Annotated in this window: 21 protein-coding genes; 10 read left to right on the top strand and 11 right to left on the bottom strand. The window is 57.4% G+C overall.

Features of this window, described 5'->3' with window-relative positions; translation table 11 throughout:
- Positions 1-45: 45 nt before the first annotated feature.
- Together AFK24_RS23780 and AFK24_RS23785 are read right to left on the bottom strand one after the other, a co-directional pair.
- Complete coding sequence (locus tag AFK24_RS23780; protein WP_065835559.1) at positions 46-1,356, bottom strand: ABC transporter substrate-binding protein; 1,311 nt, start codon at positions 1,354-1,356, stop codon at positions 46-48.
- 240 nt (positions 1,357-1,596) lie between these two features.
- On the bottom strand, positions 1,597-2,502 hold the full coding sequence (locus AFK24_RS23785; RefSeq protein WP_065835560.1) for an AraC family transcriptional regulator: 906 nt from the start codon (positions 2,500-2,502) through the stop codon (positions 1,597-1,599).
- An 88-nt stretch (positions 2,503-2,590) separates the two neighbouring features.
- Here AFK24_RS23785 and cobF point away from each other — a divergent pair, with 88 nt between their 5' ends.
- The gene (cobF, locus tag AFK24_RS23790; protein ID WP_065835561.1) at positions 2,591-3,358 is read left to right on the top strand and encodes a precorrin-6A synthase (deacetylating); all 768 of its coding nucleotides are present in this window, start codon (positions 2,591-2,593) and stop codon (positions 3,356-3,358) included.
- Positions 3,359-3,502: 144 nt separating this feature from the next.
- Here the strand turns inward: cobF and AFK24_RS23795 are convergent, their stop codons facing one another.
- Together AFK24_RS23795 and AFK24_RS23800 are read right to left on the bottom strand one after the other, a co-directional pair.
- A complete protein-coding gene (locus tag AFK24_RS23795; protein WP_065835562.1) occupies positions 3,503-4,801 on the bottom strand; it encodes a glycosyltransferase in 1,299 nt (432 codons plus the stop codon).
- Between the two features lie 13 nt (positions 4,802-4,814).
- Positions 4,815-5,174 (bottom strand): response regulator, encoded by a 360-nt coding sequence (locus AFK24_RS23800; RefSeq protein WP_065835563.1) that lies wholly within the window; start codon positions 5,172-5,174, stop codon positions 4,815-4,817.
- Positions 5,175-5,441: 267 nt separating this feature from the next.
- Between AFK24_RS23800 and AFK24_RS23805 the strand changes: the two genes are divergently transcribed.
- From AFK24_RS23805 to AFK24_RS23825, 5 genes are all read left to right on the top strand, one after another.
- Positions 5,442-8,945, top strand: a complete 3,504-nt coding sequence (locus AFK24_RS23805; RefSeq protein WP_065835564.1) for a response regulator — start codon at positions 5,442-5,444, stop codon at positions 8,943-8,945.
- 48 nt (positions 8,946-8,993) lie between these two features.
- Positions 8,994-9,815 (top strand): CheR family methyltransferase, encoded by an 822-nt coding sequence (locus AFK24_RS23810; RefSeq protein WP_065835565.1) that lies wholly within the window; start codon positions 8,994-8,996, stop codon positions 9,813-9,815.
- Positions 9,812-10,429, top strand: coding sequence for a chemotaxis protein CheB (locus AFK24_RS23815; RefSeq protein ID WP_065835566.1), 618 nt, complete (start codon positions 9,812-9,814; stop codon positions 10,427-10,429). Before AFK24_RS23810 ends, AFK24_RS23815 begins: the two co-directional genes overlap by 4 nt.
- Positions 10,423-11,604 carry a hybrid sensor histidine kinase/response regulator gene (locus tag AFK24_RS23820; RefSeq protein WP_065835567.1) on the top strand — a complete coding sequence of 394 codons (1,182 nt, stop codon included), beginning with the start codon at positions 10,423-10,425 and terminating at the stop codon, positions 11,602-11,604. Before AFK24_RS23815 ends, AFK24_RS23820 begins: the two co-directional genes overlap by 7 nt.
- Before the next feature lie 99 nt (positions 11,605-11,703).
- The gene (locus AFK24_RS23825; RefSeq protein WP_065835568.1) at positions 11,704-12,081 is read left to right on the top strand and encodes a response regulator; all 378 of its coding nucleotides are present in this window, start codon (positions 11,704-11,706) and stop codon (positions 12,079-12,081) included.
- 60 nt (positions 12,082-12,141) lie between these two features.
- Here the strand turns inward: AFK24_RS23825 and AFK24_RS23830 are convergent, their stop codons facing one another.
- On the bottom strand, positions 12,142-14,172 hold the full coding sequence (locus AFK24_RS23830) for a response regulator (protein ID WP_065835569.1): 2,031 nt from the start codon (positions 14,170-14,172) through the stop codon (positions 12,142-12,144).
- The gene (locus AFK24_RS23835) at positions 14,169-15,653 is read right to left on the bottom strand and encodes an ATPase domain-containing protein (protein ID WP_065835570.1); all 1,485 of its coding nucleotides are present in this window, start codon (positions 15,651-15,653) and stop codon (positions 14,169-14,171) included. Before AFK24_RS23835 ends, AFK24_RS23830 begins: the two co-directional genes overlap by 4 nt.
- Before the next feature lie 302 nt (positions 15,654-15,955).
- Here AFK24_RS23835 and AFK24_RS23840 point away from each other — a divergent pair, with 302 nt between their 5' ends.
- Entirely contained in the window at positions 15,956-16,768 is an 813-nt protein-coding gene (locus AFK24_RS23840) for a crotonase/enoyl-CoA hydratase family protein (protein ID WP_065835571.1), read from the top strand.
- A 16-nt stretch (positions 16,769-16,784) separates the two neighbouring features.
- Positions 16,785-17,621: an NAD(+) diphosphatase gene (gene nudC / locus AFK24_RS23845; RefSeq protein ID WP_065835572.1), complete on the top strand. Its 837-nt coding sequence runs from the start codon at positions 16,785-16,787 to the stop codon at positions 17,619-17,621.
- Here the strand turns inward: nudC and AFK24_RS23850 are convergent.
- From AFK24_RS23850 to AFK24_RS23870, 5 genes are all read right to left on the bottom strand, one after another.
- The gene (locus AFK24_RS23850; protein ID WP_065835573.1) at positions 17,589-18,368 is read right to left on the bottom strand and encodes a sulfite exporter TauE/SafE family protein; all 780 of its coding nucleotides are present in this window, start codon (positions 18,366-18,368) and stop codon (positions 17,589-17,591) included. The genes nudC and AFK24_RS23850 overlap by 33 nt on opposite strands.
- Before the next feature lie 96 nt (positions 18,369-18,464).
- Positions 18,465-19,232, bottom strand: coding sequence for an SDR family oxidoreductase (locus tag AFK24_RS23855; RefSeq protein WP_065835574.1), 768 nt, complete (start codon positions 19,230-19,232; stop codon positions 18,465-18,467).
- Between the two features lie 26 nt (positions 19,233-19,258).
- Positions 19,259-20,326, bottom strand: coding sequence for a phosphotransferase family protein (locus AFK24_RS23860; protein ID WP_065835575.1), 1,068 nt, complete (start codon positions 20,324-20,326; stop codon positions 19,259-19,261).
- Positions 20,327-20,527: 201 nt separating this feature from the next.
- Positions 20,528-20,842, bottom strand: a complete 315-nt coding sequence (locus AFK24_RS23865; RefSeq protein ID WP_065835576.1) for an SCP2 sterol-binding domain-containing protein — start codon at positions 20,840-20,842, stop codon at positions 20,528-20,530.
- 55 nt (positions 20,843-20,897) lie between these two features.
- Positions 20,898-21,608 carry a histidine phosphatase family protein gene (locus AFK24_RS23870; protein WP_065835577.1) on the bottom strand — a complete coding sequence of 237 codons (711 nt, stop codon included), beginning with the start codon at positions 21,606-21,608 and terminating at the stop codon, positions 20,898-20,900.
- Positions 21,609-21,810: 202 nt separating this feature from the next.
- Here AFK24_RS23870 and sohB point away from each other — a divergent pair, with 202 nt between their 5' ends.
- Together sohB and AFK24_RS23880 are read left to right on the top strand one after the other, a co-directional pair.
- Positions 21,811-22,833, top strand: a complete 1,023-nt coding sequence (sohB, locus tag AFK24_RS23875) for a protease SohB (RefSeq protein WP_065835578.1) — start codon at positions 21,811-21,813, stop codon at positions 22,831-22,833.
- Positions 22,834-22,989: 156 nt separating this feature from the next.
- Positions 22,990-26,607, top strand: a complete 3,618-nt coding sequence (locus tag AFK24_RS23880) for an NEL-type E3 ubiquitin ligase domain-containing protein (protein WP_065835579.1) — start codon at positions 22,990-22,992, stop codon at positions 26,605-26,607.
- Positions 26,608-26,624: the final 17 nt, after the last annotated feature.

The following is a 26,624-nucleotide window of genomic DNA, read 5'->3' on the forward strand; positions in this document are numbered from 1 at the left end:
AGAGTATCGAGGGACAAGCGTCCCTCGACCGATAGTCAGTAACGACTATTTCTTCGGATAACCCGCTCGCTTCATGTCCCGCTCCGTAGAGGTCTGGGCTGCGGCGAGAGCCGCGTCAACTGAGGTCGTGCCCACGAGCGCAGCAGAGAACTGCTGGCCGACTGAAGTCCCGATTGCCTGGAACTCAGGAATGGTCACCAATTGAATGCCCACATAAGGCACGGGCTTGAGCGTTGGTGTCTTGGGCGTTACTGCCTTGAGGGATTCCAGGGTGATTTTCGCGAATGGCGCGGCTTTCATGTATGCGTCGCTGTAAGTTGAAGCCCGGGTGCCCGGCGGTACGTTGGACACGCCATCCTTGTCAGCCACCAGCGTGGCGTATTCCTTGGAAGTGGCCCAGCTGCTGAACGTCTTGGCATCGGCCTGGTTTTTTGCGCTGGTAGGGATCGCCAGAGCCCAGGAGTACAGCCAGGCTGAGCCTTTGTCAGTGACTTCATGGGGGGCGTAGGTGAAGCCGACGTTATCGGCAACCTTGCTTTGGGTTTTGTCGGTGACGAAAGAACCGGCGACGCTGGCATCCACCCAGATTGCACATTTGCCACTGTTGAACAGCGCCAGGTTTTCATTGAAACCGTTGCTGGATGCTCCGGGCGGGCCGGACTTCTTCATGGTGTTGACGTAGAAATTCAGCGCGTTCTTCCATTCCGGCTGATCGAATTGCGGTTTCCACTGTTCATCGAACCAGCGCCCGCCAAAGGAGTTGGCGACGGTGCTGATCAGCGCCATGTTCTCGCCCCAGCCAGCCTTGCCCCGCAGACAGATGCCGTATTGCTCTTTGGATTTGTCGGTCAGTTTTTCCGCGAACTCAGCAATCTGCGTCCAGGTCGGACGCTCCGGCATGGTCAGCCCGGCGGCCTTGAACAGATCGGTACGGTAATAAGTCATGGAGCTTTCGGCGTAGAACGGCAGGGCGAACAGCTTGCCATCGACCGACAGACCATCGCGCACGGAAGGGAACACGTCATCCAGCGCGTAGCTGGCGGGCAGGTCCTTCATCTCTTGCAGCCAGCCTTTGGCGCCCCAGAGCGAGGCTTCGTACATGCCGATGGTCAGCACGTCGAACTGGCCGCCTTTGGTGGCGATGTCGGTGGTCAGGCGTTGACGCAACACGTTCTCTTCGAGCACGACCCAATTGAGCTTGATATCTGGATGCTGTTCTTCGAAGGTCTTGGACAGCCGCTGCATGCGGATCATGTCGCTGTTGTTGACGGTTGCGATGGTTACGGTGTCGGCGCTGACCAAGCCGCTGAGCGTCAGGCAGGTGCTTGCAAGTAGCAGTTTTGCTGAGGTCTTCATCGATCACTCCTCTTCTTCGCCCAGTGAGCTGCAGAAGGTCGGTTATTGTTTTTGTCTCTTCCGGAGGCAAGGAAGATGTCTACTGATTACAACGGGCCGCAGGCGCAATGACAAATCCTGCGCAGCACTGCAACTGATACTATTTTGCACTCGCTGAGCAGAGCGAAAGCTTTCCCCACCACGCTGCAACAGCCAACAGCGCTGTTTGAGCGTAGACGATGAGGATCGGGGAGGGGTGAATCAGTACAGGTTCTGCTCGGTCAGGCGCTGAACGGCCAGACGGCGATAGTGTGAAGGCGTCATGCCTTTGAGCTGCTGAAAGCGTCGGTTGAAGTTGGAAATATTGTTGAAGCCGGATTCGAAACACACATCAGTGACCGGTTTGTCACCGTCGGCGAGCAGTTCGCAGGATTTGCTGATCCGCAGGCGATTGACGAACTCGACGAAACAGCGCCCGGTGGCCTGCTTGAAGACCCGAGAGAAGTAAGCCGGCTTCATGCCCAGATAATCGGCGACTTCCTCCAGCGGCAATTCCCGTGCGTAGTGGGCAAAAATATAGTCAACGGCGCGGTTGGTCCGGTCGATACTGTGCTCGTCAGCCATTTGCGCGCAGGTGCTGCCGGACAGAAGCTGGTAATCGTCGCTGGCGGCCAATAGCTCCAGCAGGATAAAGAAGTGTCCGAGACGGCTGATGCCCTTGGCGTCGGCGATTTTCTGCATCAACTTCATGGCCTGGCGAATGGTGCGCCTGCAGCGGAACTCAATGCCCGACTGCGCACGTTCCAGCAAGGGCGCCAGGGTTTTGAGTTCGGCGAAGACCTGGTTGCCGCTCTCGAACAACTCATCGGTGAAATTCACCAGCATGTCGCGCTTGGGGATGACTTGATCTTCCTCAATCTGGCTGATCCAGTTGTGTGGCAGGTTTGGCCCGGTCAGGAACAGGCTTTCGGGGTAAAAGTTGCCAATGTAATCGCCGACGAAGACTTTTCCCGAACTGGCGACGATCATATGCAGTTCATACTCTTTATGAAAGTGCCAGCGCACCAGCGGACACGGGAAACCGTGTTCGCGATAGATAATCGACAACCCGTTGTGATCGTCCATCAGTTCGTAGGAAGGATCGGTGACTCTTGTTGTTTTTGTCATGCGGCGGCCGTTCAAAGAGTTGCCAAGAGACTAATGTGCCTTCGCCAGCGGCGGTAGGCAATGGCTGTACATTTGCGGGATGCTTGCAATGAAAACTGTCCTTCTGATCGGCATCGGCGCGGGCCATCCCGAACACATCACTGTTCAGGCAATCAACGCGCTGAATCGTGCCAAAGTGTTTTTCATTCTGGATAAAGGTTATGCCGATGATGACCTGCTCCGGCTGAGAAAAGAGATCTGCCAGCGCTATATTACCGATCCCGACTACCGGTTGGTCGTCGTCCAGGACCCGCAGCGTGAAGCGGATCCGCTGTCCTATGAAGCCGGGGTCGAGCGCTGGCACGAGCAGCGCGCGGTGTTGTTCGAGCAACTGATAGACGATGAACTCAAGGCTGATGAAATCGGTGGGTTCCTGGTGTGGGGTGATCCGTCGATTTACGACAGCACCCTGCGCATCCTCGAGCGAGTGCTGAGCCGAGGGGTGATCGAATTCGATTACGCGGTCATCCCGGGGATATCCAGTGTTCAGGTTCTGGCGGCGCAACATCGCGTTGCACTGAACCGAATCGGCGAGCCTATCCACATCACCACCGGCCGACGCCTGGCAGCGGAGCAGGGTGTGAGCGTGGACAACGTGCTGGTGATGCTCGACGCCCATTGCACCTTCGAACGGTTTGTCGGCCAAGGCCTGCATATTTACTGGGGAGCGTATCTGGGCACAGCTGACGAGATTCTTATCGCTGGCGAGCTGGATGACGTCTGCGAACGCATCAAGCACGTCCGGCAGACGGCGCGTCAGGACAAGGGCTGGATCATGGATACGTATCTGCTGCGTAAGCTGGAATCCCTGAATTAGGTAAACCGCTTCGCGAGCAAGCTCGCTCCCACAGGGTAGATAGTTGTGGGAGCAAGTTTGCTTGCGAAGGCGGTATTTCTGACATGCAGATGTGTCGGATGTACCTGCCGATTCGCGGGCAAGCCTCGCTCCAACAGATGCTATTTACGGCAGACGATTCTTCGCCTCAATCCACTGCGCCATGTACTTGGTGCTTTTGTGGTGATGGTGACGCAGCATCGCGCCGGTGAAATTCGCGGTTCGGTGTTCCTGCAGGTTTTGTCGCAGGTAAGTGATTCGCTCGATCAGGCTCGCGCAATGTTGTTGATGCTGATACCGAGCTTTAAGCAGCGCCCAGCCAGCCTGTTGCGCCTCTTGCCATAAACTCCGGTGTTGATACAGCCGAATGGCCGCATCGGCGATCGCGGTGGCACTGCTGGCAATGGCGCCCGGCCAGGGCATTTCGCCGTGCATGGCTTCGGCGCCGATGGGCGTAGTGACCGTCGGTGTTCCGCACAGCATGGCATCGACAATTTTGCCCTTGATGCCCGCGCCGAAACGCAAAGGCGCCAGACAGACCCGCGCCCCCGACATGACCTGCAAGGCGTCTTCGGCCCAGTTCATGATGTGGAACCCCTGAACCGGGTTATGCAGCGCCGTGGCCTTGGGTGGCGTGTAGGCGCCGTAAATGTGCAGTTGTGCCTTGGGCAGTTGCTGGCGAATCAAAGGCCAAACGGCGTTCTTCATCCACAACACCGCGTCCCAGTTGGGGGCGTGGCGGAAGTTACCAATGCTGAGGAAGTTCGCCCGTTCCTCAAAAGAGGGTGACACAGTGCCAAGCCCATCAATCATCAGCGGACACCAATGCAGCAGCGCCGCCGGCATGCCGAACCTGGCCGTGAGCAGTTGGATTTCCACGTCTGAGGTCATCAGGTTTAGATCGGAGCGATAGAGCGCTGCCACTTCACGTTGCGCCAGGTCACCGGTGGCCATTGCGGAATAAACCGTGGCTTCTGATGACTCAAAATAATCAATTAAATCATCAGGCTGCGAGCTATTTTCAAGAAACTGCTTGAGCTGTAAGTGACGGGTATTGCGCAGGCTTTGCAGGTCCGAAGTTTCCAGGACGCGCAGCGCTGCGGGACAATGCTTCTCAACTCGCCAGCCAAATTGCTCTTCGATCATGAACTGGTCGAACAGCACGATATCCGGAGCCAATTCGCTGACAAATGCATCGAAGCTACTGTTATTGAGCTCGATGCGCACTTGTGTAATACCCAGCGCCGACAAGTCCGCCATGTGCTCACCCTCTGTTGCAGGGCTGGCGAAGGTAATCTGCCAGCCCTGTTCGAGAAAGCATTGGATCAACTGCATCATGTGGCCGCTGGCTGCCGAAGAACGTGGCTCCGGCCAGACGTAGCCGATAATCAGGACGCGAACAGGTTCGCCGTTGTGTGCGGCCATCGATTGATGGGTATCAGGCTTGTTCAAGAATGCTTTTAACCTTGTCGCGCAGTTGATCAATGGAAAATGGTTTGCCGATGGAGTGCATGCCGGGCGGCACGTCGATGTTCTCCGAGTAGCCGCTGGCGAATAACACGGGCAGCGCGGGGCGCTTGTCACGGGCCTTGAGGGCCAGTTCTGTCCCAGTCATGCCAGGCAAACCCTGATCGGTCATCATCAGATCGATGGTTTGATCGTTATCGCCAAGAAACTCCAGCGCCTGTTCTCCGTCTGCAGCCTCCAGCACGCTGTATTCCAGCTCCTCAAGAACGTCGACGATCAGCATGCGCACAATGTTGTCGTCTTCGACGACGAGAATGGTGCTGGCAGACATGATTGGTTTCCTTGAAAAAAGACGGTTGTCGATGGCGGTGTAGCGTCGCCCGTTTATGAGTAAGTGAAACGCCTCTGGAAGTTCCCGCTGACTATTAAAAACCTCCATTTGAGGGGCGTCACCCGTCTAATGGTGACATCCATTGGCCATCGGGTGAGAAATCGTTGCAAAAGTTCTGAAATTTCAACCCGATGTATCAGAAATGAGAGTCTTTTACTAAAGATTGCGGCAAACTCCAACGTTTTGATAAATCGCTTGGGACTTCTCATGATCCATCCGTCTACCGTCGATGAGCAACGTTTCCGTAAACTGCTGAGCCGCAACGTCAGTCTGCCTCTGGGCGTCGGCGTTATCAGCGCGGTTTTCTTTGTCGGGTTGATCACCTACCTGTTGTCGGTGATTCAGTGGGTCGAACATACCGACCGGGTGATCAACAACACCAACCGCGCGCTCAAGTTGTCCATCGATATGGAGACCGGCATGCGCGGCTTCCTGTTAACCGGGGACGAGCACTTCCTTGACCCATATGAAGTCGCCAAGCCCGCAGTCAATGCCGAACTCCAAGGCCTCGAAGCGCTGGTTGCGGATAATCCGGCCCAGGTCGACCGGCTCAAGCGCCTTGCTGCGCTGCAGAACGAGTGGAACACCTTCGCTCAGGACATGATCACCACCCGGCGCGAGAACGGTGACTATTCGGCTCAAATCCAGGCCGGGCGAGGTAAACGCCTGACCGACGAAATTCGCAATGAATACGAACAGATTGTAGCGACCGAGCAGCAATTGCGCCTGACACGCAACGATACCGTCACCCGTACCACAATTTTCTCGGTTGCCCTGTATCTGGTATTCGTCCTCAGCGTCAGCGGCCTGCTGGCATTCGTTGGCCGCCGGGATATGGTTGCTCTTTCAACAAGTTACGCCGGCAACCTCAAGCTTCAGGAAGCCAATGCCGAGCGCTTGCAGAAAATCGCCTGGCTGCGCAACGGGCAAAGCGAGCTGGCTGAGCAAGTGCTTGGGCAGTTGACCTTGAACATACTCGGTTCCAACGTCTTGCAGTTTTTTGCCGACTATCTGGGTGCGGTAGTTTCTGCGGTTTACGTCAGCCAGGAACACGGCGGCCTCAAGCGTGTGGCCTGTTACGGTTTTTCCCGCGAGCAGGAAAACAACGAACATTCGATCTACAGCGGTGAAGGTATCGTCGGACAAGCTGCCCGGCACAAGCAGATCATCAAGCTTGAAGACGTACCGGTTGACTATTTCAAGGTCACCTCCGGGCTGGGCGAGGGCTCGCCGCGCAGCGTGGTCGTGATTCCCACCAGCAACGATGACCACGTCAATGGCGTGATCGAACTGGGTTTTCTGCGTCCGTTGACCGACCAGGATCTCGAGTTCATGGAGCTGATCGCCGACAACGTCGGCACTTCCATTGAAGCTGCGCGCTACCGTCAGCGTCTTCAGGAGGTCCTGGCTGAAACCCAGCAGCTCAACGAAGAGTTGCAAGTGCAGCAGGAAGAACTGCGCACCGCCAACGAAGAGCTGGAAGAGCAGTCGCGAATCCTCAAGGAATCCCAGGCGCACCTGGAAACCCAGCAGGCCGAGCTTGAACAGACCAATGAGCAACTGGCCGAACAAGGCCAGGCATTGTCGGATCAGCGCGACGCACTGGATCGCAATAACGAAGAGTTGCACCTCGCACAGATCGAACTCGAAGCCCGTGCCGATGAATTGCAGCGCTCCAGCAAGTACAAGTCCGAATTCCTTGCCAACATGTCCCATGAGTTGCGCACGCCGCTCAACAGCTCGCTGATTCTGGCCAAGCTGCTGGCCGAGAATCCGACGGAAAACCTTACGGCCGAGCAGGTCAAGTTCGCGGAGTCGATCTATTCGGCGGGCAACGATCTGCTCAACCTGATCAATGACATTCTGGACATTTCCAAGGTCGAGGCCGGCAAACTCGACATGCGTCCGGAAAACAGCAGCGTGGCACGTCTGGTTGAAGGCCTGCGCTCCATGTTCGAACCACTGGCGAACGACAAGAAGCTGGATTTCCATGTCGAGTTGCAGGCGGGCGCGCCGACGCTGTTGTATACCGACCGCCAGCGTCTGGAACAGATTCTTAAAAACCTGCTTTCCAATGCCATCAAGTTCACTGAAACCGGCATGGTCAGCATGATCGTGTCGCGTCAGCCCGGCGAAGGCATTGCCTTTACCGTGCGCGACTCGGGGATTGGCATCGCCGAAGAGCAGCAGCAAAGCATCTTCGAGGCGTTCCGTCAGGCTGACGGCACAACCAACCGGCGCTATGGCGGCACTGGCCTGGGACTCTCGATTTCTCGTGACCTGGCGGCGCTGCTCGGCGGCTCGATCAGCGTTACCAGCGCGCCGGGGCAGGGCAGCATCTTCACCTTGGTACTGCCTGAGCAATACGTCGAGCAGGTGCAGCTGGAATATGGTCAGGAGCCCGTTGCGGTGGTCGCCGCGCCATTGCCGGTCGCCCACGTTGCGCCGGTGGCGCCGATTGCCGCAGCAGTTCCAGCCACGCCCATTGCCACGTTTGTCGATGACCGCGACAAGGGCCCGTTCACCAAGCGCTGCATCCTGGTAATTGAAGACGAGGTGGCGTTCGCGCAGATCCTGTTCGATCTGGCCCATGAATTGGGCTATCACTGTCTGGTCGCTCACGCAGCCGACGACGGCTTCAACCTCGCGGCGCAATTTGTGCCCGACGCCATTTTGCTGGACATGCGCCTGCCGGATCACTCAGGCCTCACCGTCTTGCAGCGCCTCAAGGAATTGGCCTCGACCCGACATATTCCGGTCCACGTTATTTCGGTCGAGGATCGCCAGGAAGCCGCGATGCACATGGGCGCGGTCGGTTACGCCGTCAAGCCGACCACCCGCGAAGAACTCAAGGACGTCTTTGCCAAGCTCGAAGCCAAGCTGACGCAGAAGGTCAAACGCATCCTGTTGGTCGAAGACGACGCCTTGCAGCGTGACAGCATCGCGCGCTTGATCGGCGATGATGATATTGAGATCACTGCGGTGGGTTTTGCTCAGGATGCCCTCGATCTGCTGCGCGACAATATTTACGACTGCATGATCATCGATCTCAAGCTGCCGGACATGCTCGGTAATGACCTGCTCAAGCGCATGTCCACCGAAGAGATTTGCGCCTTCCCGCCCGTGATCGTCTACACCGGGCGCAACCTGACCCGCGATGAAGAAGCCGAGCTGATGAAGTATTCGCGCTCGATCATCATCAAGGGCGCGCGCTCGCCGGAGCGCCTGCTCGATGAAGTGACGCTGTTCCTGCACAAGGTCGAGTCGCAGCTGTCCAATGAGCGGCAAAAAATGCTCAAGACCGCCCGCAGCCGGGACAAAGTGTTTGAAGGCCGCAAGATTCTTGTGGTCGATGACGACGTACGCAATATCTTCGCCCTGACCAGCGCCCTGGAACACAAGGGCGCGATTGTCGAGATCGCCAGGAATGGCATCGAGGCAATCAGCAAGCTCAATGAAGTCGAAGATATCGATTTGGTCCTGATGGACGTGATGATGCCCGAGATGGACGGCTATGAAGCGACCACCGAAATCCGCAAGGATCCTCGCTGGCGCAAGTTGCCGATTATCGCGGTGACCGCCAAAGCCATGAAAGACGATCAGGAGCGCTGCCTGCAGTCCGGCTCCAATGATTATCTGGCCAAGCCAATCGACCTGGATCGGCTGTTTTCGCTGATCCGCGTCTGGCTGCCGAAAATGGAACGTATTTGAGTTTCAGCGGCCAAATTTGAGCTTTCGTCTTCATCACCAGGTTGACCTATGCATCAGGATCGAAACACCGAGATAGAGTTACGCCTGCTGATCGAGGCGATTTATCTCAAATACAGCTATGACTTTCGCGATTATTCCGGCGCGTCGGTCAAGCGGCGGGTCAACCATGCGTTGCGTCAGTTCGACTGCTCGACCATTTCTGCCTTGCAGGAGCGGGTGTTGCACGACCCGGCGGCATTCATGCAATTGCTGCAATTTCTTACCATTCCGGTCAGCGAGATGTTTCGCGACCCCGGCCATTTTCTGGCAATCCGTCAGGAAGTCGTGCCGTTGCTCAGGACCTACCCGTCGATCAAAATCTGGATCGCCGGTTGCAGCACTGGGGAAGAAGTTTATTCAATGGCCATTCTGCTGCGTGAAGAAGGCCTGTTGGACCGCACGATTATCTACGCTACGGATATCAATCCAAGGTCTCTGGAAAAAGCCAAGCAGGGGATTTTTTCTCTGGAGAATATTCGCGCTTATACCCAGAACTATCTGAAAGCGGGCGGCCAGCGGGACTTTTCCGATTACTACACCGGCGCCTACGAGTACGCCATTTTCGACAAAACCCTGCGTGAGAACGTGACGTTTGCCGATCACAGTCTTGCAACCGACAGCGTGTTCTCAGAAACTCAATTGATTTCCTGTCGCAACGTGTTGATTTATTTCAATAAAAAGCTTCAGGATCGAGCATTTGGGTTATTCCACGAGTCGCTTTGTCACCGCGGCTTTCTGGTGTTGGGCAGTAAGGAAACCCTGGACTTTTCTGCTTACAGCAAGAGTTTCGAGGCTTTGGTGAAACAGGAACGGATCTACCGCAAGTCATGAAGAGAACTTTCAGCAGCGGTGAATTGACTGAACAAGTATTACCCGTAGTCGACGCAATTGTCGTGGGCGCGTCGGCGGGTGGCGTAGAAGCTTTGTTGAAGATTTTCGGCGCGATCAAACCCGGCTTTCGCTTGCCGATTCTGACGGTATTGCATGTGCCTGAAGAGCGCCGCAGCCAGCTGGCTCAGGTGTTCCAGGCGCGTCTGCCGATTCCGGTCAAGGAAGCCGACGACAAGGAAAGTATCGTGCCTGGCACTTTGTATTTCGCGCCGCCGGGTTATCACTTGTCGGTGGAGACTGATCTGAGTCTTTCCCTGAGCCAGGAAGATCGGGTGTTTCATTCACGACCCAGCATCGACATTCTGTTCAGTTCGGCCAGCGACGCATTCGGCGCCCGACTGGCGGGCATATTGCTGACTGGGGCCAATAACGACGGTGCCGCAAGCCTGGCCTACATCAAGCAGGGCGGGGGGATGACCGTGGTACAGGATCCGAATCAGGCTCAGGCGCGCACCATGCCCGAAGCGGCGCTGGCACTGCACAGCCCTGACTATCTGCTGCCTTTGCATGACATCGGCCAACTATTGATCGAGCTGGAAAGAATCGCATGTTGAGTGATACCCAGGCCAAGTTGCTGATCGTCGACGATTTGCCGGAAAACCTGCTGGCCCTCGAAGCGCTGATCAAGCGCGAAGATCGCGCCGTGTTCAAGGCTTTGTCAGCAGATGAAGCCCTGTCTTTGCTGCTGCAACACGAATTCGCCATGGCGATTCTTGACGTGCAGATGCCAGGGATGAACGGCTTTGAATTGGCAGAGCTGATGCGCAGTACCGAGCGCACCAAGAGCATCCCCATCGTGTTCGTCAGTGCGGCCGGTCGCGAGCTGAATTACGCGTTCAAGGGTTACGAAAGCGGTGCAGTGGACTTCCTGCACAAGCCACTCGATATCCACGCGGTCAAAAGCAAGGTTAACGTGTTCGTTGACTTGTACCGCCAGCGCAAAGCCGTCAAAGAGCAGGTCGAAGCACTTGAGCAAAGCCGGCAAGAGCAGGAAGCATTGCTCAAGCAGTTACAGGTGACCCAGAACGAACTTGAGCGCGCCGTGCGGATGCGCGATGACTTCATGTCGATTGTTTCCCATGAAGTACGCACACCCCTTAACGGGCTGATCCTGGAAACCCAGCTGCGCAAACTGCATCTGGCCAAAGACAACATGGCGGCGTTCACTCTGGAAAAACTGCGGGCGATGGTGGATCGCGATGAGCGGCAGATCCAGAGTCTGATTCGGCTCATCGAAGATATGCTCGACGTGTCGCGCATCCGCACCGGCAAGTTGTCGATCCGCACCAGCCCGTTTGATTTGGTGGAACTGGTCAGCAACCTGCTGGAAAGCTTCTCCGCGCAAATTGCTGCCGCAGGCTCGACGGTGAGCTTCACCGCTGACGATCCGGTGATCGGCGTCTGGGACGAGTTCCGTATCGAACAGGTGGTCGCCAACCTGCTGACCAATGCCTTGCGCTACGGCGCCCGCAAGCCGATCCGCGTTCGCGTCTACAGCGAGGACGGCCAGGCGCGGGTTGATGTGCGCGACGAGGGCATCGGTGTCAGCCCGGAAAACCAGAAGCGGATTTTTCAGCAATTCGAGCGGGTTTCCGCCAACCATGCGGTGCATGGCCTGGGGCTGGGCTTGTTCATTTCTGATCAAATCGTCGCGGCGCATGGAGGCACGATCAGCGTCGAAAGCGAAGAAGGCCAAGGCTCGCTGTTCCGCATATGCCTGCCGCTTTGAGCGGATCGAGGCGTTGGGGCAGATTAATCTGATATTCGCGCAACCTACAGGACGCTGCACGGTCGTAATGGCAGCTATTTATAGATCGAAGGCAGTCCAATGAGCTCTGATGCAGAAAATGTCGTCCTCATCGTCGAAGACGAACCGCTGATTTTAATGCTGCTCGCTGATTATCTATCAGGCGAGGGCTATCGTGTGTTGCAGGCGGAGAACGGTGAACAAGCGTTTGAAATCCTCGCCACCAAGCCGCATCTGGATTTGATGATTACCGACTATCGTCTGCCTGGCGGAATATCCGGGGTGATGATTGCCGAGCCGGCGGTCAAGCTGCGCCCTGAACTGAAGGTTATTTTTATCAGCGGTTATCCAGCGGAAATAATCGATTCAGGCAGCCCGATTGCTTTCAAAGCCCCGATCCTCGCCAAGCCGTTCACCATGGACAGTTTGCATTCCCAGATTCAAAGCCTGCTTTCCTGAGAGCTTGCGTCGCGATAACGCCACTGACTGCCAGGTCGATGGCGTTGAATGGCGAGTTGATCAGGCTTCAATCATTTCCCGAACCTTGGCCGTCAAATGATCGAAGGCGAACGGCTTGGTGATCATTTGCATGCCGTTATCGAGGAAACCCGCACGCACAGCGGCATGCTCGGCATAACCGGTAATAAACAGCACCTTGAGCCCCGGTCGCAGCTGGCGGCCAATTTCAGCCAACTGACGCCCGTTCATGCCCGGAAGGCCGACGTCACTGATCAATAGATCAATGCGCTGCGCCGATTCCAGGATAGGCACTGCGGAATCAGCAGCCCCGGCAACCACAAACTGATAACCCAATTCGCTCAGTACTTCGCTGACCAGCGCCCGTACCGCCGGATCATCTTCGACGATCAGCACCGTTTCTCCCGCGTTCGCCTGGGTCGCATTGGTTTCATAGACAAGTTCATCCTGAAGCTGCTCACCCTTGAAGCGCGGCAGGAACAGCTGCACCGTCGTGCCGTTGCCCACTTCACTCTTGATCGCCACGTGACCGTGGGACTGCTTGCTGAAGCCATAGATCATCGACAGCCCAAGTCCCGTGCCCTGACCTATGGGTTTAGTGGTGAAGAAAGGGTCGAAGGCGCGGCTGATGACCGTGTCCGGCATGCCGTAGCCGGTGTCGCTGACGCTGAGCACGACGTAGTCGCCCGGCAGGAGATTCTCATGGGCATCGGTAAACGACCGGTCCAGGCGCTGATTGAAGGTTTCGACCAACAGCAGGCCGCCGTCGGGCATTGCATCACGGGCGTTCAGTACCAGATTGAGCAGGGCGCTTTCCAGTTGATTCGGGTCAGCCTCGGCGGTCCACAATTGTTCGTTGAGGCGCATTTCCAGGTGGATGCTTTCATTGAGGCTGCGATGAATCAGCTCGCCCATGGAATTGACCAGCTGATTCATTTGTACCGGCTTGGAATCCAGCGACTGCCGACGGGAAAAGGCCAGCAGACGATGGGTCAGCGCAGCGGCACGGTTGGCCGAGGTCACACCCAGATCGATCAGGCTGTCCAGATCCTCGGTGCGCCCACGCGCCAGGCGCCTGCGCAGCAACTCCAGACTGCCGATGATCCCGGTCAGCATGTTATTGAAGTCGTGGGCGATGCCGCCGGTCAGCTGACCGACCGCTTCCATCTTCTGCGACTGGCGTAGCACTTCCTCGTTATGGCGCAGCTGCGAGGTGCGCTCTTCAACCTGCTGCTCCAGTGTTTCGTTAAGGCGGCGTAATTCGGCTTCGGCCTGTTTACGCTCAGTGATATCAGACGTTACGCCCGCCAGTGAACTGACCCTGCCATTTTTGGCCCGGATTGCTCTGGCGCGGACATCAACCCAATTCAATGAGCCATCGGGCCATACGTTGCGGTACTCAATAATGAAATCGTCACCCGAATCGAGACTGCGCTGCAGGGCCGACTGCATACGCGGTTGATCCTCGGCGTAGACCGAGTACAGCCAGTCGGCATAGACGAAAGTGTCGTCTTCGTCCCGGCCATAATGCGACTTGCTGATGGCCGAGCAGGTCAGGGTCAGAAACTCCGATTCCAGTTGCCATGAACCTAATCTGCCCGCTTTCAGGGCGTTTTGCAGGCGCTGCTCGCTTTCCAGCAGATCTTCCATGCGGGCCCGGGCTTCGTATTGACGGCGGCGGCCACGAACAGCCGTGGAGACCAGGCTGACCAGGGTAGCGGGGTGGAAAGGGCGCTCCAGGAACGTCACGTTCCCCAGCAGCGCACCCAGGTACGCCGATGGGTTCTGTTCAGGCCCGCCGTGGTGGGTCAGCAAGACAATGGGAATGTCGGACCAGGCAGGCTGGCGCTTGAGCGTTTCAAGCAGCGTGCTCATGTCTGCGCCGCGCAGCGCTTCGTCGGCAATGATCGCCATGCCTGCGCCCGAACTGAGCTCCTTGCTCAATTCAAGCAGGTTCGAAGTCGCCATGGCGGGGAATCCTGCTTCCTGCAGAATCGCCAACGCGATCTGGCTGTCACGTCCACGTGGGGCGAGAATGATAGCCCGTTCCGAAAACAGCCCTGGCGTGCTCACACGTCATCATCCGGCAGCAACGGATTGTTCTCGCCAAAGTAGTGAGGAACACCGCGCAGCACGCCTTGAAATGCCTCAAGCGGTGCACCGATTTTCAGACCGGCACTGCCGATGCGGTATTCGCGGATTGTCGATTCGTGAGTGCCGGTGCGTTTCTTGATGATTGATACCGCGCGGCGTACCTGACCCATGGCTTCGAAGTAGCGCAGCAGAATGACGGTGTCGGCCAGATAGGTGATGTCAACCGGGGCGCGCATGTCGCCCACCAGACCGTGTTGCGCGACAGTCATGAACGTCGAGGCACCCTGGCGGTTGAGATAGAGCAACAACTCATGCATGTGCAGCACCAGCGCATTCTCTTCAGGCATTGCTGCCTGATAGCCGTTGATACTGTCAATGACAACGGTCTTGATCTGCTTCTTGTCCACGCAACTGCGCACCCGATGGGCGAACTCGCCGGGCGACAATTCCGCCGCATCCACTTGTTCGATCAGTAGATTGCCGGTTTCCTGCAATGCAGCCAGGTCAATACCCAGCTTGTTCATGCGGTTGAACAGCAGGCCCATCTCTTCATCGAAGATGAACAGGCCGACACGCTCGCCGCGCGCTACTGCAGCCGCAGCGAATACCATGGAGATAAGCGATTTGCCGGTACCGGCCGGGCCGAGGATCAGGGTACTTGAACCGCCGTCGATGCCGCCGCCCAACAGCGAATCCAGCTCGGCGATGCCACTGGAAACCACTTCTCGCTTGTACTGATTGCGATGTTCAGCAGCCACCAGCCTCGGAAACACGTGAATACCATCGGCCATGATCGTGAAATCGTGGAAACCGCCCCGGTACTTCTGGCCGCGGTATTTCACGACACGCAAACGACGACGTTCGGCACCGTAGTTGGGGTTGAGCTCTTCGAGGCGAATCACGCCGTGAGCAACGCTGTGCACGGTCTTGTCCAGTGCTTCAGTCGTCAGGTCGTCCAGCAGCAAGACGGTTGCATCAAAGCGAGCGAAGTAATGTTTGATGGAAAGAATTTGCCGGCGATAGCGCAACGAGCTTTGCGCCAACAGGCGAATCTCGGAAAGGCTGTCAATGACCACCCGGGTTGGCTTGACGCGTTCGACCACTTCGAAAATCTGCCGCGTTGCTTCGCCCAGTTCCAGGTCCGAGGAATACAGCAGACTCTGATGATTCTCGGCGTTGAGCAGGCTTTCAGGTGGAGTCAGCTCGAAGATGACGATGTTGTCACCCAGCTCCCAGCCGTGGGACATGGCACCTTCGCGCAACTCAAGGTCGGTTTCCGATAGCGTGATGTACAGGCAAACCTCTCCGGCGAGCGCGCCAGCCTGAAGAAATTGCAACGCAACGGTGGTTTTACCTGTTCCGGGTTCTCCTTCGAGGAGAAACACATGACGTCGAGACAGACCTCCAGACAGAATGTCGTCAAGACCCACGATGCCGGTTGCTGCTTTTGATGTAATCAAGAATCGCCCTCTCGCGACCTGAGAAAATTTCGCACGGTTCTGCAGGGTGCCCGTTGGCTGGCAGGACCGCGTACTGCTTGTTGCGTGAGTGAAGATCGGTTACTTGTTACTGGACCGCTGCGCGAATCGGCGGTTCATAATTTTGCCTAATAGCCTCGGCTTTTTCCATGGAACCGACCGAGCTGAAGGTCCGGGAAATGGCGCAACTATCGCCTTACGAGCGGCCATTAAGCCTTGTTATAGTCTGTCGGCTGAGATTGCGCCGTCGCCAACAATAATAGCCGCCATTCAAGGAGTCCCCCGTGCCCGACTATCAAGCCTTTGTCGTAGAGGTTAACGAGCACATCGCTCATGTGCAGATCAATCGACCGGACAAGATAAACGCCATGGACGCTGCGTTCTGGTCCGAAATCATCGAGATCTTCCAGTGGATCGACGACACCGATGACGTACGCGTGGTGGTGCTCAGCGGCGCTGGAAAGCACTTTTCTTCAGGCATCGACTTGATGATGCTCGCGTCGGTTGCCAATGAACTGGGCAAAGACGTCGGGCGTAACGCGCGCACCTTGCGACGCACTATCCTGCGGCTGCAAGCCTCCTTCAGCGCCGTCGACAACTGCCGCAAGCCGGTGCTTGCGGCAATCCAGGGTTACTGCCTGGGCGGTGCCATCGACCTGATCTCCGCGTGCGACATGCGCTATGCCGCCGAAGATGCGAAATTCGCCATCCGCGAAATCGACATGGGCATGGCGGCGGATGTGGGTACCTTGCAACGTCTGCCGCGCATCATTGGTGATGGCATGATGCGTGAACTCGCTTACACCGGGCGCACAGTCCTGGCGCAGGAAGCGCAGCGCATTGGCCTGGTCAATAAAACGTTCGAGGATCTGCCGGCGTTGCTGGAAGGTGTGTTCGCCATCGCCCGTGAAATAGCCTCCAAGTCACCCATTGCAATTGCCGGCACCAAGGAAATGATCACCTACATGCGCGACCACCGGATCGATGACGGTCTCGAACACGTTGCTATCTGGAACGCTGCCATGCTGCAATCAGCAGATCTGAAGCTGGCCATGGTCGCGCACATGAGCAAGCAGAAACCGATATTCGAGAATTGAGTGAAGGGAGGGTTCCATGACAAACCTTAAACGCTGGAGTACCGCTGTGCTGGATACCGAGGTTACGGGCGGCTGGGCGGTGGTTAACGGCGAGCAAGGTTTCCTGCTGGACGGCAATGGTGTGATGTTCCCCCGTGAATGGCTGAAAGCCCAGGACCTGCCGGTGATCGGCGAACACGGTATTGGCCATTTTGATGGCGAGCCGGTGTTCGTCCTGGTCCTCAAGGGCGGGGTGGAGATCGACGGCTGTCGTTGGCAGGGGCTTCGGCAGTTCATGCTGGAAGGCGATTTCGCCGTGTTCCAGAAGCTTGGCTATGCGGCGCAGATCAGCACCTGGACTCGCGAGCATCGTTATTGCGGGAGTTGCGGGCGGCCCACGCAGCAAGTGCCAGGCGAGCGGGCGATGTACTGCGAGCATGACAACCTGCGGTTCTACCCGCGCATCTCACCGAGCATGATCGTCTTGATCACCCGGGGTGACGAAGTGCTCCTGGCCCGCTCGCCGCGTTTCGTTACCGGTGTCTACAGCACCCTGGCGGGCTTTGTCGAGCCGGGTGAGTCGGTGGAAGACTGCGTTCATCGAGAGGTCATGGAAGAAGTGCAGCTCAAGATCAAGGACATCGTTTATATGGGCAGCCAGTGCTGGCCGTTCCCGCACTCGATGATGCTGGGTTTTCACGCGCAATACGAAAGCGGTGACATCGTGCCTCAGGCCGACGAAATCGAAGATGCCCGCTGGTTCAGCATCCACGATCTGCCGCCGCTGCCAGCCAGCCGCTCCATTGCTCGCTACCTGATCGATTCTTACGTGGCGCGGCGCTTAGGCACCGCCGAACCAGTGTTGCCAGGCTAGGCGAACGGTCAACCCCAGCACGACGGTGATAAACACCGGGCGGATGAATTTAGCCCCGCCCTTGATCGCACTTTTGGCCCCGAAATAGGCGCCTGCCATGACTGCCGCGCCCATCGTCAGGCCAATCGGCCAGTCCACCTGACCGGAAAAGATGAATACCGACAGCGCGGCGGCATTGCTGACGAAGTTCATGCTGCGCGCCACGCCGCTGGCCTTGACCAGATCCAGCGGGTAGATCAACAAACTGCTGACCGTCCAGAAAGCTCCGGTGCCGGGGCCAGCCACGCCGTCGTAGAAGCCCAGACCCAAGCCTTGGGGCAGCTGCCACTTCTTTTTGATCGGAGCATTGCTGTCCAACGGCGCCTTGGGCGTACCGCCGAACAACAGATACAGGCCGCAGCCAAATACGATCACCGGTAGCATCTGGTTCAGCCATTCAGCGGGCAGGTAATGCGCAACCACCGCGCCGATAACTGCGCCGACAGCAGTCCCCACCAACGCATGCAGCCATTGGCGCGGATCGAACAACTTGCGTCGGTAGAAGGTAAAGCTGGCCGTCGCCGAACCAAAAGTGGAGCTGAGCTTGTTGGTGCCCAGCACCAGATGGGGCGGCAAACCGGCGGTCATTAGCGCCGGGGTGGTCAGCAAGCCACCGCCACCGGCGATGGCGTCGATGAATCCGGCAACAAAGGCAACAACGGCGAGCACCGCCAGGGTGGTCAGGTCGACACTGAGTTCAAATGGCATGGTGAAGGGCTTATAGGGCAGTTTGCGCAGAAAAGGCTGCGTCAGAAGCCGCGCATCTTAACCCCAAGCCGTTGGCATGTCAGGTCGGGATCAGCCTCAGGACAGAAATCCCCCGTCTACATTCAATGCAACGCCAGTGGTGTAACTGGACGCTTCGCTGGCCAGGTACAGCACCGCGCCTGCCATTTCGCTCGGCGCTGCGACACGTTTGAGGGGGATCTGCTGTAGGGCCACATTCAGGATCGCGTCGTTCTTGACCAGTGCCGAGGCAAACTTGGTGTCGGTCAGGCCGGGCAGCAGGGCGTTGCAGCGAATGCCAAACGGGGCGCATTCCTTGGCAAACACTTTGGTCATGTTGATCACGGCGGCCTTGGTAACCGAATAGATGCCCTGGAATACGCCTGGCGAGACACCGTTAATCGACGCCACATTGATAATGCTGCCACCGCCACCTTCGCGCATTAGTTTGCCAGCTTCGACCGACATGAAGAAATAACCGCGAATATTCACGTCGACGGTCTTCTGGAAGGCGCTCAGATCAGTGTCCAGCACATTGCAGAACTGCGGATTGGTCGCGGCATTGTTGACCAGAATGTCCAGGCGTCCGAACTGTTCGCGTATCTGGGCAAACACTGCGCTGATCTGCTCCATTTCGCCGATATGGCAGGCAATCGCCGTGGCTTGGCCGCCATCGGCAATGATCGCATCGGCAACCTGCTGGCAGCCGTCGATCTTGCGACTGGAGACGATTACGTGGGCGCCTTGCTGGGCGAGCAGTTTGGCGATGGCCTCACCGATGCCACGGCTGGCGCCGGAAACAAAGGCGATCTTGCCGTCGAGGTCGAACAGTTGGGTCTTGGACATGTCGTGTTCCTGTCAGCGGGTGGCTGTCAAAGTGTGGATCGGCCAATCACCTGCAGGCTCATCTGCTCCAGCAGCTTGTTCATGTGAATGAACTGCGCGAAGCGTTTGTCCTGGGTCTGGCCGTGGAAGAAACGGTAGTAAATCTGCTGCACGATACCGGCCAGGCGGAACAGGCCGTAGGTGTAGTAGAAATCGAAGTTATCAATGCGTATGCCGGCGCGTTCGGCGTAATAGTCGACGAATTGCTGGCGTGTGAGCATGCCGGGCGCGTGGCTGGGCTGGCGCCGCATCAACTGCACGTCTGCCGGGTCGCTGGCTTCGATCCAGTACGCCAGGGTATTGCCCAGGTCCATTAACGGGTCGCCCAGCGTGGTGAGTTCCCAATCCAGCACGCCAATGATGTTCATCGGGTTGGTGGGATCGAGCAGCACGTTATCGAAGCGATAGTCGTTATGGACGATGGACGGGACCGGGTGGTCCGCTGGCATTTTGTCGACCAGCCAGGCCTTGACCACGTCCCATTGCGGCGCGTCGGGCGTGCGGGCCTTGTCGTAACGTTCGCTCCAGCCGTGGATCTGGCGTTGCACATAGCCCTGAGGTTTGCCCAGATCACCCAGTCCGCACGCCTGATAGTCAACGCGATGCAACTCCACCAGCCGGTCGATGAAGCTCTTGCACAGCGCTTGGGTTTGTCCGGCATCCAGGCCCAGCTCTGGCGGCAGATCCGAGCGCAGGATGATGCCCTTGATACGCTCCATCACGTAGAACTCAGAGCCGATCAGCGATTCATCCGTGCAATGCACGTAAGCTTTCGGGCAATAGGGAAAAGCGTCCTTGAGTTGATTGATGATGCGGTACTCGCGGCCCATGTCGTGTGCGGACCTGGCCTTTTGGCCAAAGGGCGGGCGGCGCAGTACGAGTTCCTGCTCAGGGTAGCGGATCAGGTACGTAAGGTTGGAAGCACCACCCGGAAACTGGCTGATTTGCGCCGTGCCGCTGAGGCCGGGGATCTGCGCCTTCAGGTAGGTATCGATCAGCGCGGCGTCGAGTTCTTCACCGGGGCGAATTTGTGTGGACTGGTCAGTAAGCGCCATGCTTATCCCTTCTGCTTATTATGGTGCGGGAGAATCATTGACTAATCGAATGTAGCTCACAAGCCGAAAACCGTCTTATCGACCTGCGTGTTGCTGCCCGATCATTGATTGTGATTGCTCTGCCGGCAAGGCATGGGGCGATCTGCGGGCATAAAAAAACCGAAGCCCTTCGGCTCCGGTTTTTTGGGCATTGTGCTGCAGTCAGGCCGGGAACAGCTCGCTCAGCTTCATTGCCAGCATCATGTCGCCTTCAGCGCGCAGCTTGCCGCCCATGAAGGCCTGCATGCCATCGGTTTCGCCGCTGACGATGCCTTTCAGGGTTTCGCTGTCCATGACCAGAGTCACTTGGGCGTCCGGGTTTTCGCCTTCCTGCAATTCGCAGGTGCTGTCCTTGACGATCAACGAGAAATTCTGGGTTTCGTCGATACGGAAACCGAAAACCAGATCCAGGCCTGCGGCGGCAGCAGGGTTGAACTTGGCTTTCATTGCTTGTACGGCGTCGGCTACAGAGGTCATGGTTCGATCCTTATTGTGTTGATATCGGTGTCCCGAAGAACAGGTTTGGCCAGACTCAGCGATAAGTGATGAGTTCCGGCGTGTTCAACAGTTGCAAATGAGCATGGCTGTTGAAGGAAGCCAAAGCCACCTCGCGACCACGAAACCTGAGCTGGTTGAGCGAGGTGTTGACGATTTGCCAGTTGAGTTCAAATGCCTGCGGTGCAGGTATCTGGATAATCAGATGCAGCAGGGCGGTAATGGTGCCACCGGAAGTGAAGACCGCGATGCGCTCATTCGGTCCGGCGCTTTCAAGAATGGCCAGCAGCCCGGCCTCGACCTGGGCGACGAAACCCAGCCAGCTTTGCAGGCCGTCAGTGTCGTAATCGCCACTGAGCCAGCGGGCAATAATCAGGGCGAACAGTCGTTGAAACTCGCCGCGGTGCTCGGCGGCATTGCGCATCACATGCAGCGCTTCGGGTTCGTCAGGGAGCATGGCCGGGAGCAGGGCGCGAATCACTGCATCGGCGTCGAACTCATCGAATGCACGGTCAATTTCCAGAAGCGGGGTCGGTAAATCAAGCACGGAGAACTGAGCCAGCGCGGCTTCTGCAGTGTGCTGTTGTCGACGCAGGCCACCTGCGATGCAGCGGTCGAAATTCACGCCCAACTGAGCGAGATACTTACCCAGCACCTGAGCCTGGCGAATTCCGATGGGCGACAGCACGTCGTAGTCGTCTGCGCCGAACGAAGCCTGGCCATGTCGTATCAAATAGATGCTGCCCACGTCCGCTTCGTCCCGGTACGTTGAAAGTTTTGCGAGGTTATGAGGATGCCAAGAGCGTGTCAATAAAAAAACATACGCTTGTTTGAATCAGTGTGTCGCGTGCTGTCACGACGTCCGACTGGTCGGCGCCTGACTGCGCCGGTATGCTTGAACGATCCGCTGCCCTTGCTTGGAAAGGGCGCAATCCATGTGAGGAGTATCTGTGGAGTTTTTAGCCGATTACGCCAGCTTCCTGGCCAAAACGGTCACCCTGGTTGTCGCTATCGTTGTTGTTCTGGTCGCCATCGCTTCCCTGCGCGGCAAGGGCCGACGCCGTTCTGCCGGCCAGTTGCAAGTCACCAAACTCAACGATTTCTACAAAGGCCTGCGTGAGCGCCTTGAGCAATCGCTGCTCGACAAGGAACGGGTCAAGGCTTTGCGCAAGGAGCAGGGCAAGGCGCTCAAGAAAGAGAAGAAACTGGGTGAACCCAAACCTCGGGTTTACGTCATGGATTTCGACGGCGACATCAAGGCGTCCGCCACTGAAAGCATGCGCCATGAGATCACCGCGCTGCTTACCCTGGCCACCGACAAGGACGAAGTCGTCCTGCGTCTGGAGAGCGGCGGCGGCATGGTCCACAGCTACGGCCTGGCCTCCTCGCAGCTGGCGCGTATCCGTCAGGCAGGTATTCCGTTGACCATCTGCATCGATAAAGTCGCTGCCAGCGGCGGGTACATGATGGCGTGCATCGGCAACAAAATCATCAGCGCGCCGTTCGCGATTCTTGGTTCCATCGGCGTGGTCGCGCAGTTGCCCAACGTCAACCGCCTGCTGAAGAAACACGATATCGATTTCGAAGTGCTGACGGCGGGTGAGTACAAGCGCACCTTGACCGTGTTCGGCGAAAACACCGAGAAGGGCCGTGAGAAATTTCAGGAAGACCTGGACATCACCCACGACCTGTTCAAGAACTTCGTGGCGCGCTACCGGCCGCAGTTGGCGATTGATGAAGTGGCCACCGGCGAAGTCTGGCTGGGCATGGCTGCGCTGGACAATCAGCTGGTCGATGAACTGAAGACCAGCGACGAATATCTGTCCGAGCGCGCCAAAACCGCCGAGGTGTTCCACCTGCACTATGTGCAGCGCAAAAGCTTACAGGAGCGAGTTGGCCTCGCGGCAACCGGTTCAGTAGATCGCTTGTTGCTGAGCTGGTGGAGTCGCCTGACTCAGCAGCGCTTCTGGTAATAGCTGTTGGTTGTACGTTTCACATCAAGCGCTTGTTGTCGTTACTGACAGCAGGCGCTTTTTTATGCGCTGGATGCGGTAATTATTCAGGCTTTTTTACCGGGGGCGCGTTGATAGGCTGTTAGTCATTTATTGCAATAAGGAGATTGCAAACTCATGCCTGACGCAGTTATTGACCCGTATCGCAACGCTCTGCTGGACGCATTTGTTGCCAGTCACGGCGCGATCGTAAAAAGCCCTGCAGCGTACGCACGGCAGGTTATCAAAGCCCACGTGAAACAAAGATGGCAACAGGATATCGAACCTGATGACGTCCGACTCAATACCTTCATTTACTCTGAGGTGCGGGGCGCAGACACATACCCGGCAACATTGCACACGTCGCTGTCTTTGACTAACGCGTTATTGCGCAAATGGCATCAGCATCTGACGATGTTCAGCGGGCTGGGCTATGTTCAGCCCTACCGTGCCGGTGGCCTACCGATGCGTCTCGTCCCCTCATTGAATACTGTCTACCATTCATTGGTTTACGAAGGCCTGTATCGTCGATGCGAGCCGCAGACTTACGGCGCGGACACTCATCTGGATATCGATCCCGCCGAATTCAAGAAATTTGTCTGGGCCACGGATCTGCGGCAGCAGTACATGGCTTATCTGAGGACGTTCATTGACGCCCATGCTCGGCACTATCCGGTATTGGCCAAAGCGGCTTTTCTTAAAGCGGCATTTCTACAGCGAGACGAAAACAGCCTGCAGGAGATTGATAAACAGCTGGTGCTTAAGAGTCTCGGATTGCCAGCTTCGCAGCAGTGGCAGGCGTTGACGCCCGAGTTACTGGAAGGGTCGGTGCCAACTGACCCGCACATCGTTGTCGCTCTTTTGCAAGTTCACCGATATCGCGCCAGCGACGCATTGGTCATCAAAAACGCACAGACCGGTCGCACGGTGTTGTACGTGCCTGGTAACTCTTCACCTCTGCATGGTTTTGAAAATGAGCAGCAGCTTGCACAGTGGGTGGCTGAGCAGTGCCGTGATGTGCTCAAGCGCAGGTCGCTCGAAGGGCATTTCCCGGAGAAGGACGCCCATGACGGTGTGTTTCTCAGCGGTCTGCACAACGCCCTTGAAGGCATTGCGCGTTATCCGCGATGGCTCAACAACGCGACCGGCATCTGGTCACCCATTCATTGCGTCCATGCGGGCAGCAAGATCCACGGCGATCCATTTGTTTTCCTGCGCGACCGAATGGTGGAGCGGTTGCGAGCCGATGCGATATTCAGCATCCATACCCGAGGCGATGCCCGGCTGGAAGGCTTCGCCCAGGGCTTGAACAGAAGCCTGATCTTCACCGGCGCTGTCGCCCTGATCGTGCCCGAGGCGATTCCTTATATCGTCGGGCTTTCGATTTCCCTGATAGGCGTGGGCGCTGAGCAGGCTGCAAATGGCCGGACCTTGCACGAGCGTCGTCAAGGCGGCGAGCGTGTTGTGTTCGGGCTATTGAATGCCTTGCCATTGGCGGCTGAGAAGCTCATCGCGGTTGCCAGCGACGCGGGCGCTGCGGCGGAGGAGGTGACAACCGTTACCGTCGAGCTGAAACCTGCGCGTGGCGCAACTACGGATAGCGAGCCGCAGCCGAGCAACTTCATCCAGCCCCGATTTGACTATGCACCGCAGAACCTTCGATCCCTCGATGCCAGGCTGCGCGAATCGTTGCGGGCGTACGAGGCGCCACCGGATTCGCTGCGCGGTCAGCCGACGATTCACGGCCCCAACGGGATGCTGGATATCTACCACCGCGAAGGTCGGTATTTCGTTGCCCTGCACGACAAGGCCTACGAAATTCGCTGGGAGGAGGCCGCACGCCAGTGGCGAATCACCGACGGCAATGGCAAGCCAGGCCCCTTGCTCAAACAGCAGGAAAACGATCAGTGGGACATCGACCTCGGCGGGCTCAAAGGCGGAATGGAGGGCGATCAAGTGGTTCCGAACCTTCCGATTATGCCTTCAGAGCCTTCGCTCCATGAACAGGTCAACGTGCTGTATCCCGGATTCACATCGGATCAGACGGCTGAATTTCTTGCTGAACTTCGGGCCAACGGTACTTCAGTCGAAATTCAACTTGCGCGTCTGTCCATGGAATTCAAAACTCTTGAACGCGTTCTCGAACGTTGGGCCAAAGGACCGATGACCTGGCGGGCGGTCACCGAAACCCATTCGGTACCCATTTCAGAGCTGGCCCGGCGTCAAGCGGCGGATATCATCAAGCGCTGCTGGCAGCGACTGACCCCGGTGGACGGCCCGGTTGCGTTGCGTCTCGATGGTTACGTGCTCGATCTGCATGGCATTGCCACGGGCGATCTGCCGCATTTGCCAGCGGATTTCAGCCACGTCACGGCGGTCAACCTGTCGCGAACTTACATTTCCCAGCAAAGCGCCAGCGAACTCCTCAGCAAGACGCCAAATCTGCGTTGGCTGAATATCGAGAACAATTTTTTACGAGGCGTGCCGACCAGCGTCGCAAGGTTGCGACACCTGACGCGTTTGTCCCTGGCCAATAACCGAATTGTCCTGACACCCTTCGCAAGGGACCTGTTGCGCCCACTCAGTGGATTACGACTGCTGAACCTGGAGCGAAATCCGCTAGGGGGGGCACTGGATGTGAGTTCCATGCCTGGACTGATCAATCTGTTCCTGCGTAGCACCGGCCTGGAAGAGGCGCCCGCTGGTGTCTTTGAACTCCCTCAGTTAATGGCGCTGGATCTGAGGAATAACCGCATTACCACTCTCCCCGATGCGTTTTTCGAGACTCCATGGGCGCCACACCGTACTTTGCTTGATGGCAACCCGCTAGCCATCGGTACCCGGGCACGTATCGCGCAGATAGGCGGGCCATCCGTCGCGGTGGAGCCGGTGGAGGGCGTAGACGTTTGGCTGCAGCGCACGCCTGCGCTGGCACGAAGGCAGCGGCGGACTCTGTGGGAGTTGTATGGCGCCGAAGAACACGCTGACGATTTTTTCGACTTGCTGGCTCGGTTACGAAGCTCTGCCGATTTCAATCTGACGCCAGACGCGGTGACGGAGCGGGTCTGGTTACTGATGGAGGCGGGCGCCGAGGACCAGGCGTTGCGCAGTCGACTGGTAGCCATGGCGGCCAATCCACAGACCTGTGTTGACGGCGCCACGGTCATGTTCAGCGAAATGGAGCTGGAAGTGCTGGTGACCAAGGCTCGAGCATTGGCGACGGCAGGCCATGAAGGGCCGCAACTGCTAACGCTGCTGCGGGGTTTGCTTCGTCTGGAGGAGGTTGACGGTATTGCCAGGGCGGATGCGGCGGGCCGGATCGGGTTTACTGAGGATGTTGAGGTACTGCTCGCTTACCGTGTGGGTCTGGTCAGCCGCCTGGACTTGCCCCTGAGCACGCGAACCATGCAGTTTTCAAATTCGGCTAGTGTTACCCCGGAGATGCTGGACAGGGCAGAACAGCTGGTTCTTGGGCGGGAAACCCAAGCTGCGTTGGTGGAATTCGCCCTCAAACGGGAGTTTTGGCTGCTGTACCTCGAAGAACGATATCCCGCTGAATTTCTCGCTTGCCGCAAAACCACCGAACTGCGCATGGAGGCCCTGGACGACCTGCAAAGCGAAGGTGCCATGACCGACGGCGCCTACAAGAATGCAGCGGAAGAGATTCTGCGCCAGCGCCGGGCGGACGAAAGTATGCTGATGAAGCAATTGACTCAGGCTGAGGTGGCGCAGAGCCCTGGTGCCAACAGCGTTTGACGCTTGATAAAAAAGGC

The organism is Pseudomonas syringae, from assembly GCF_001698815.1.
GTDB classification, from domain to species: domain Bacteria; phylum Pseudomonadota; class Gammaproteobacteria; order Pseudomonadales; family Pseudomonadaceae; genus Aquipseudomonas; species Aquipseudomonas syringae_A.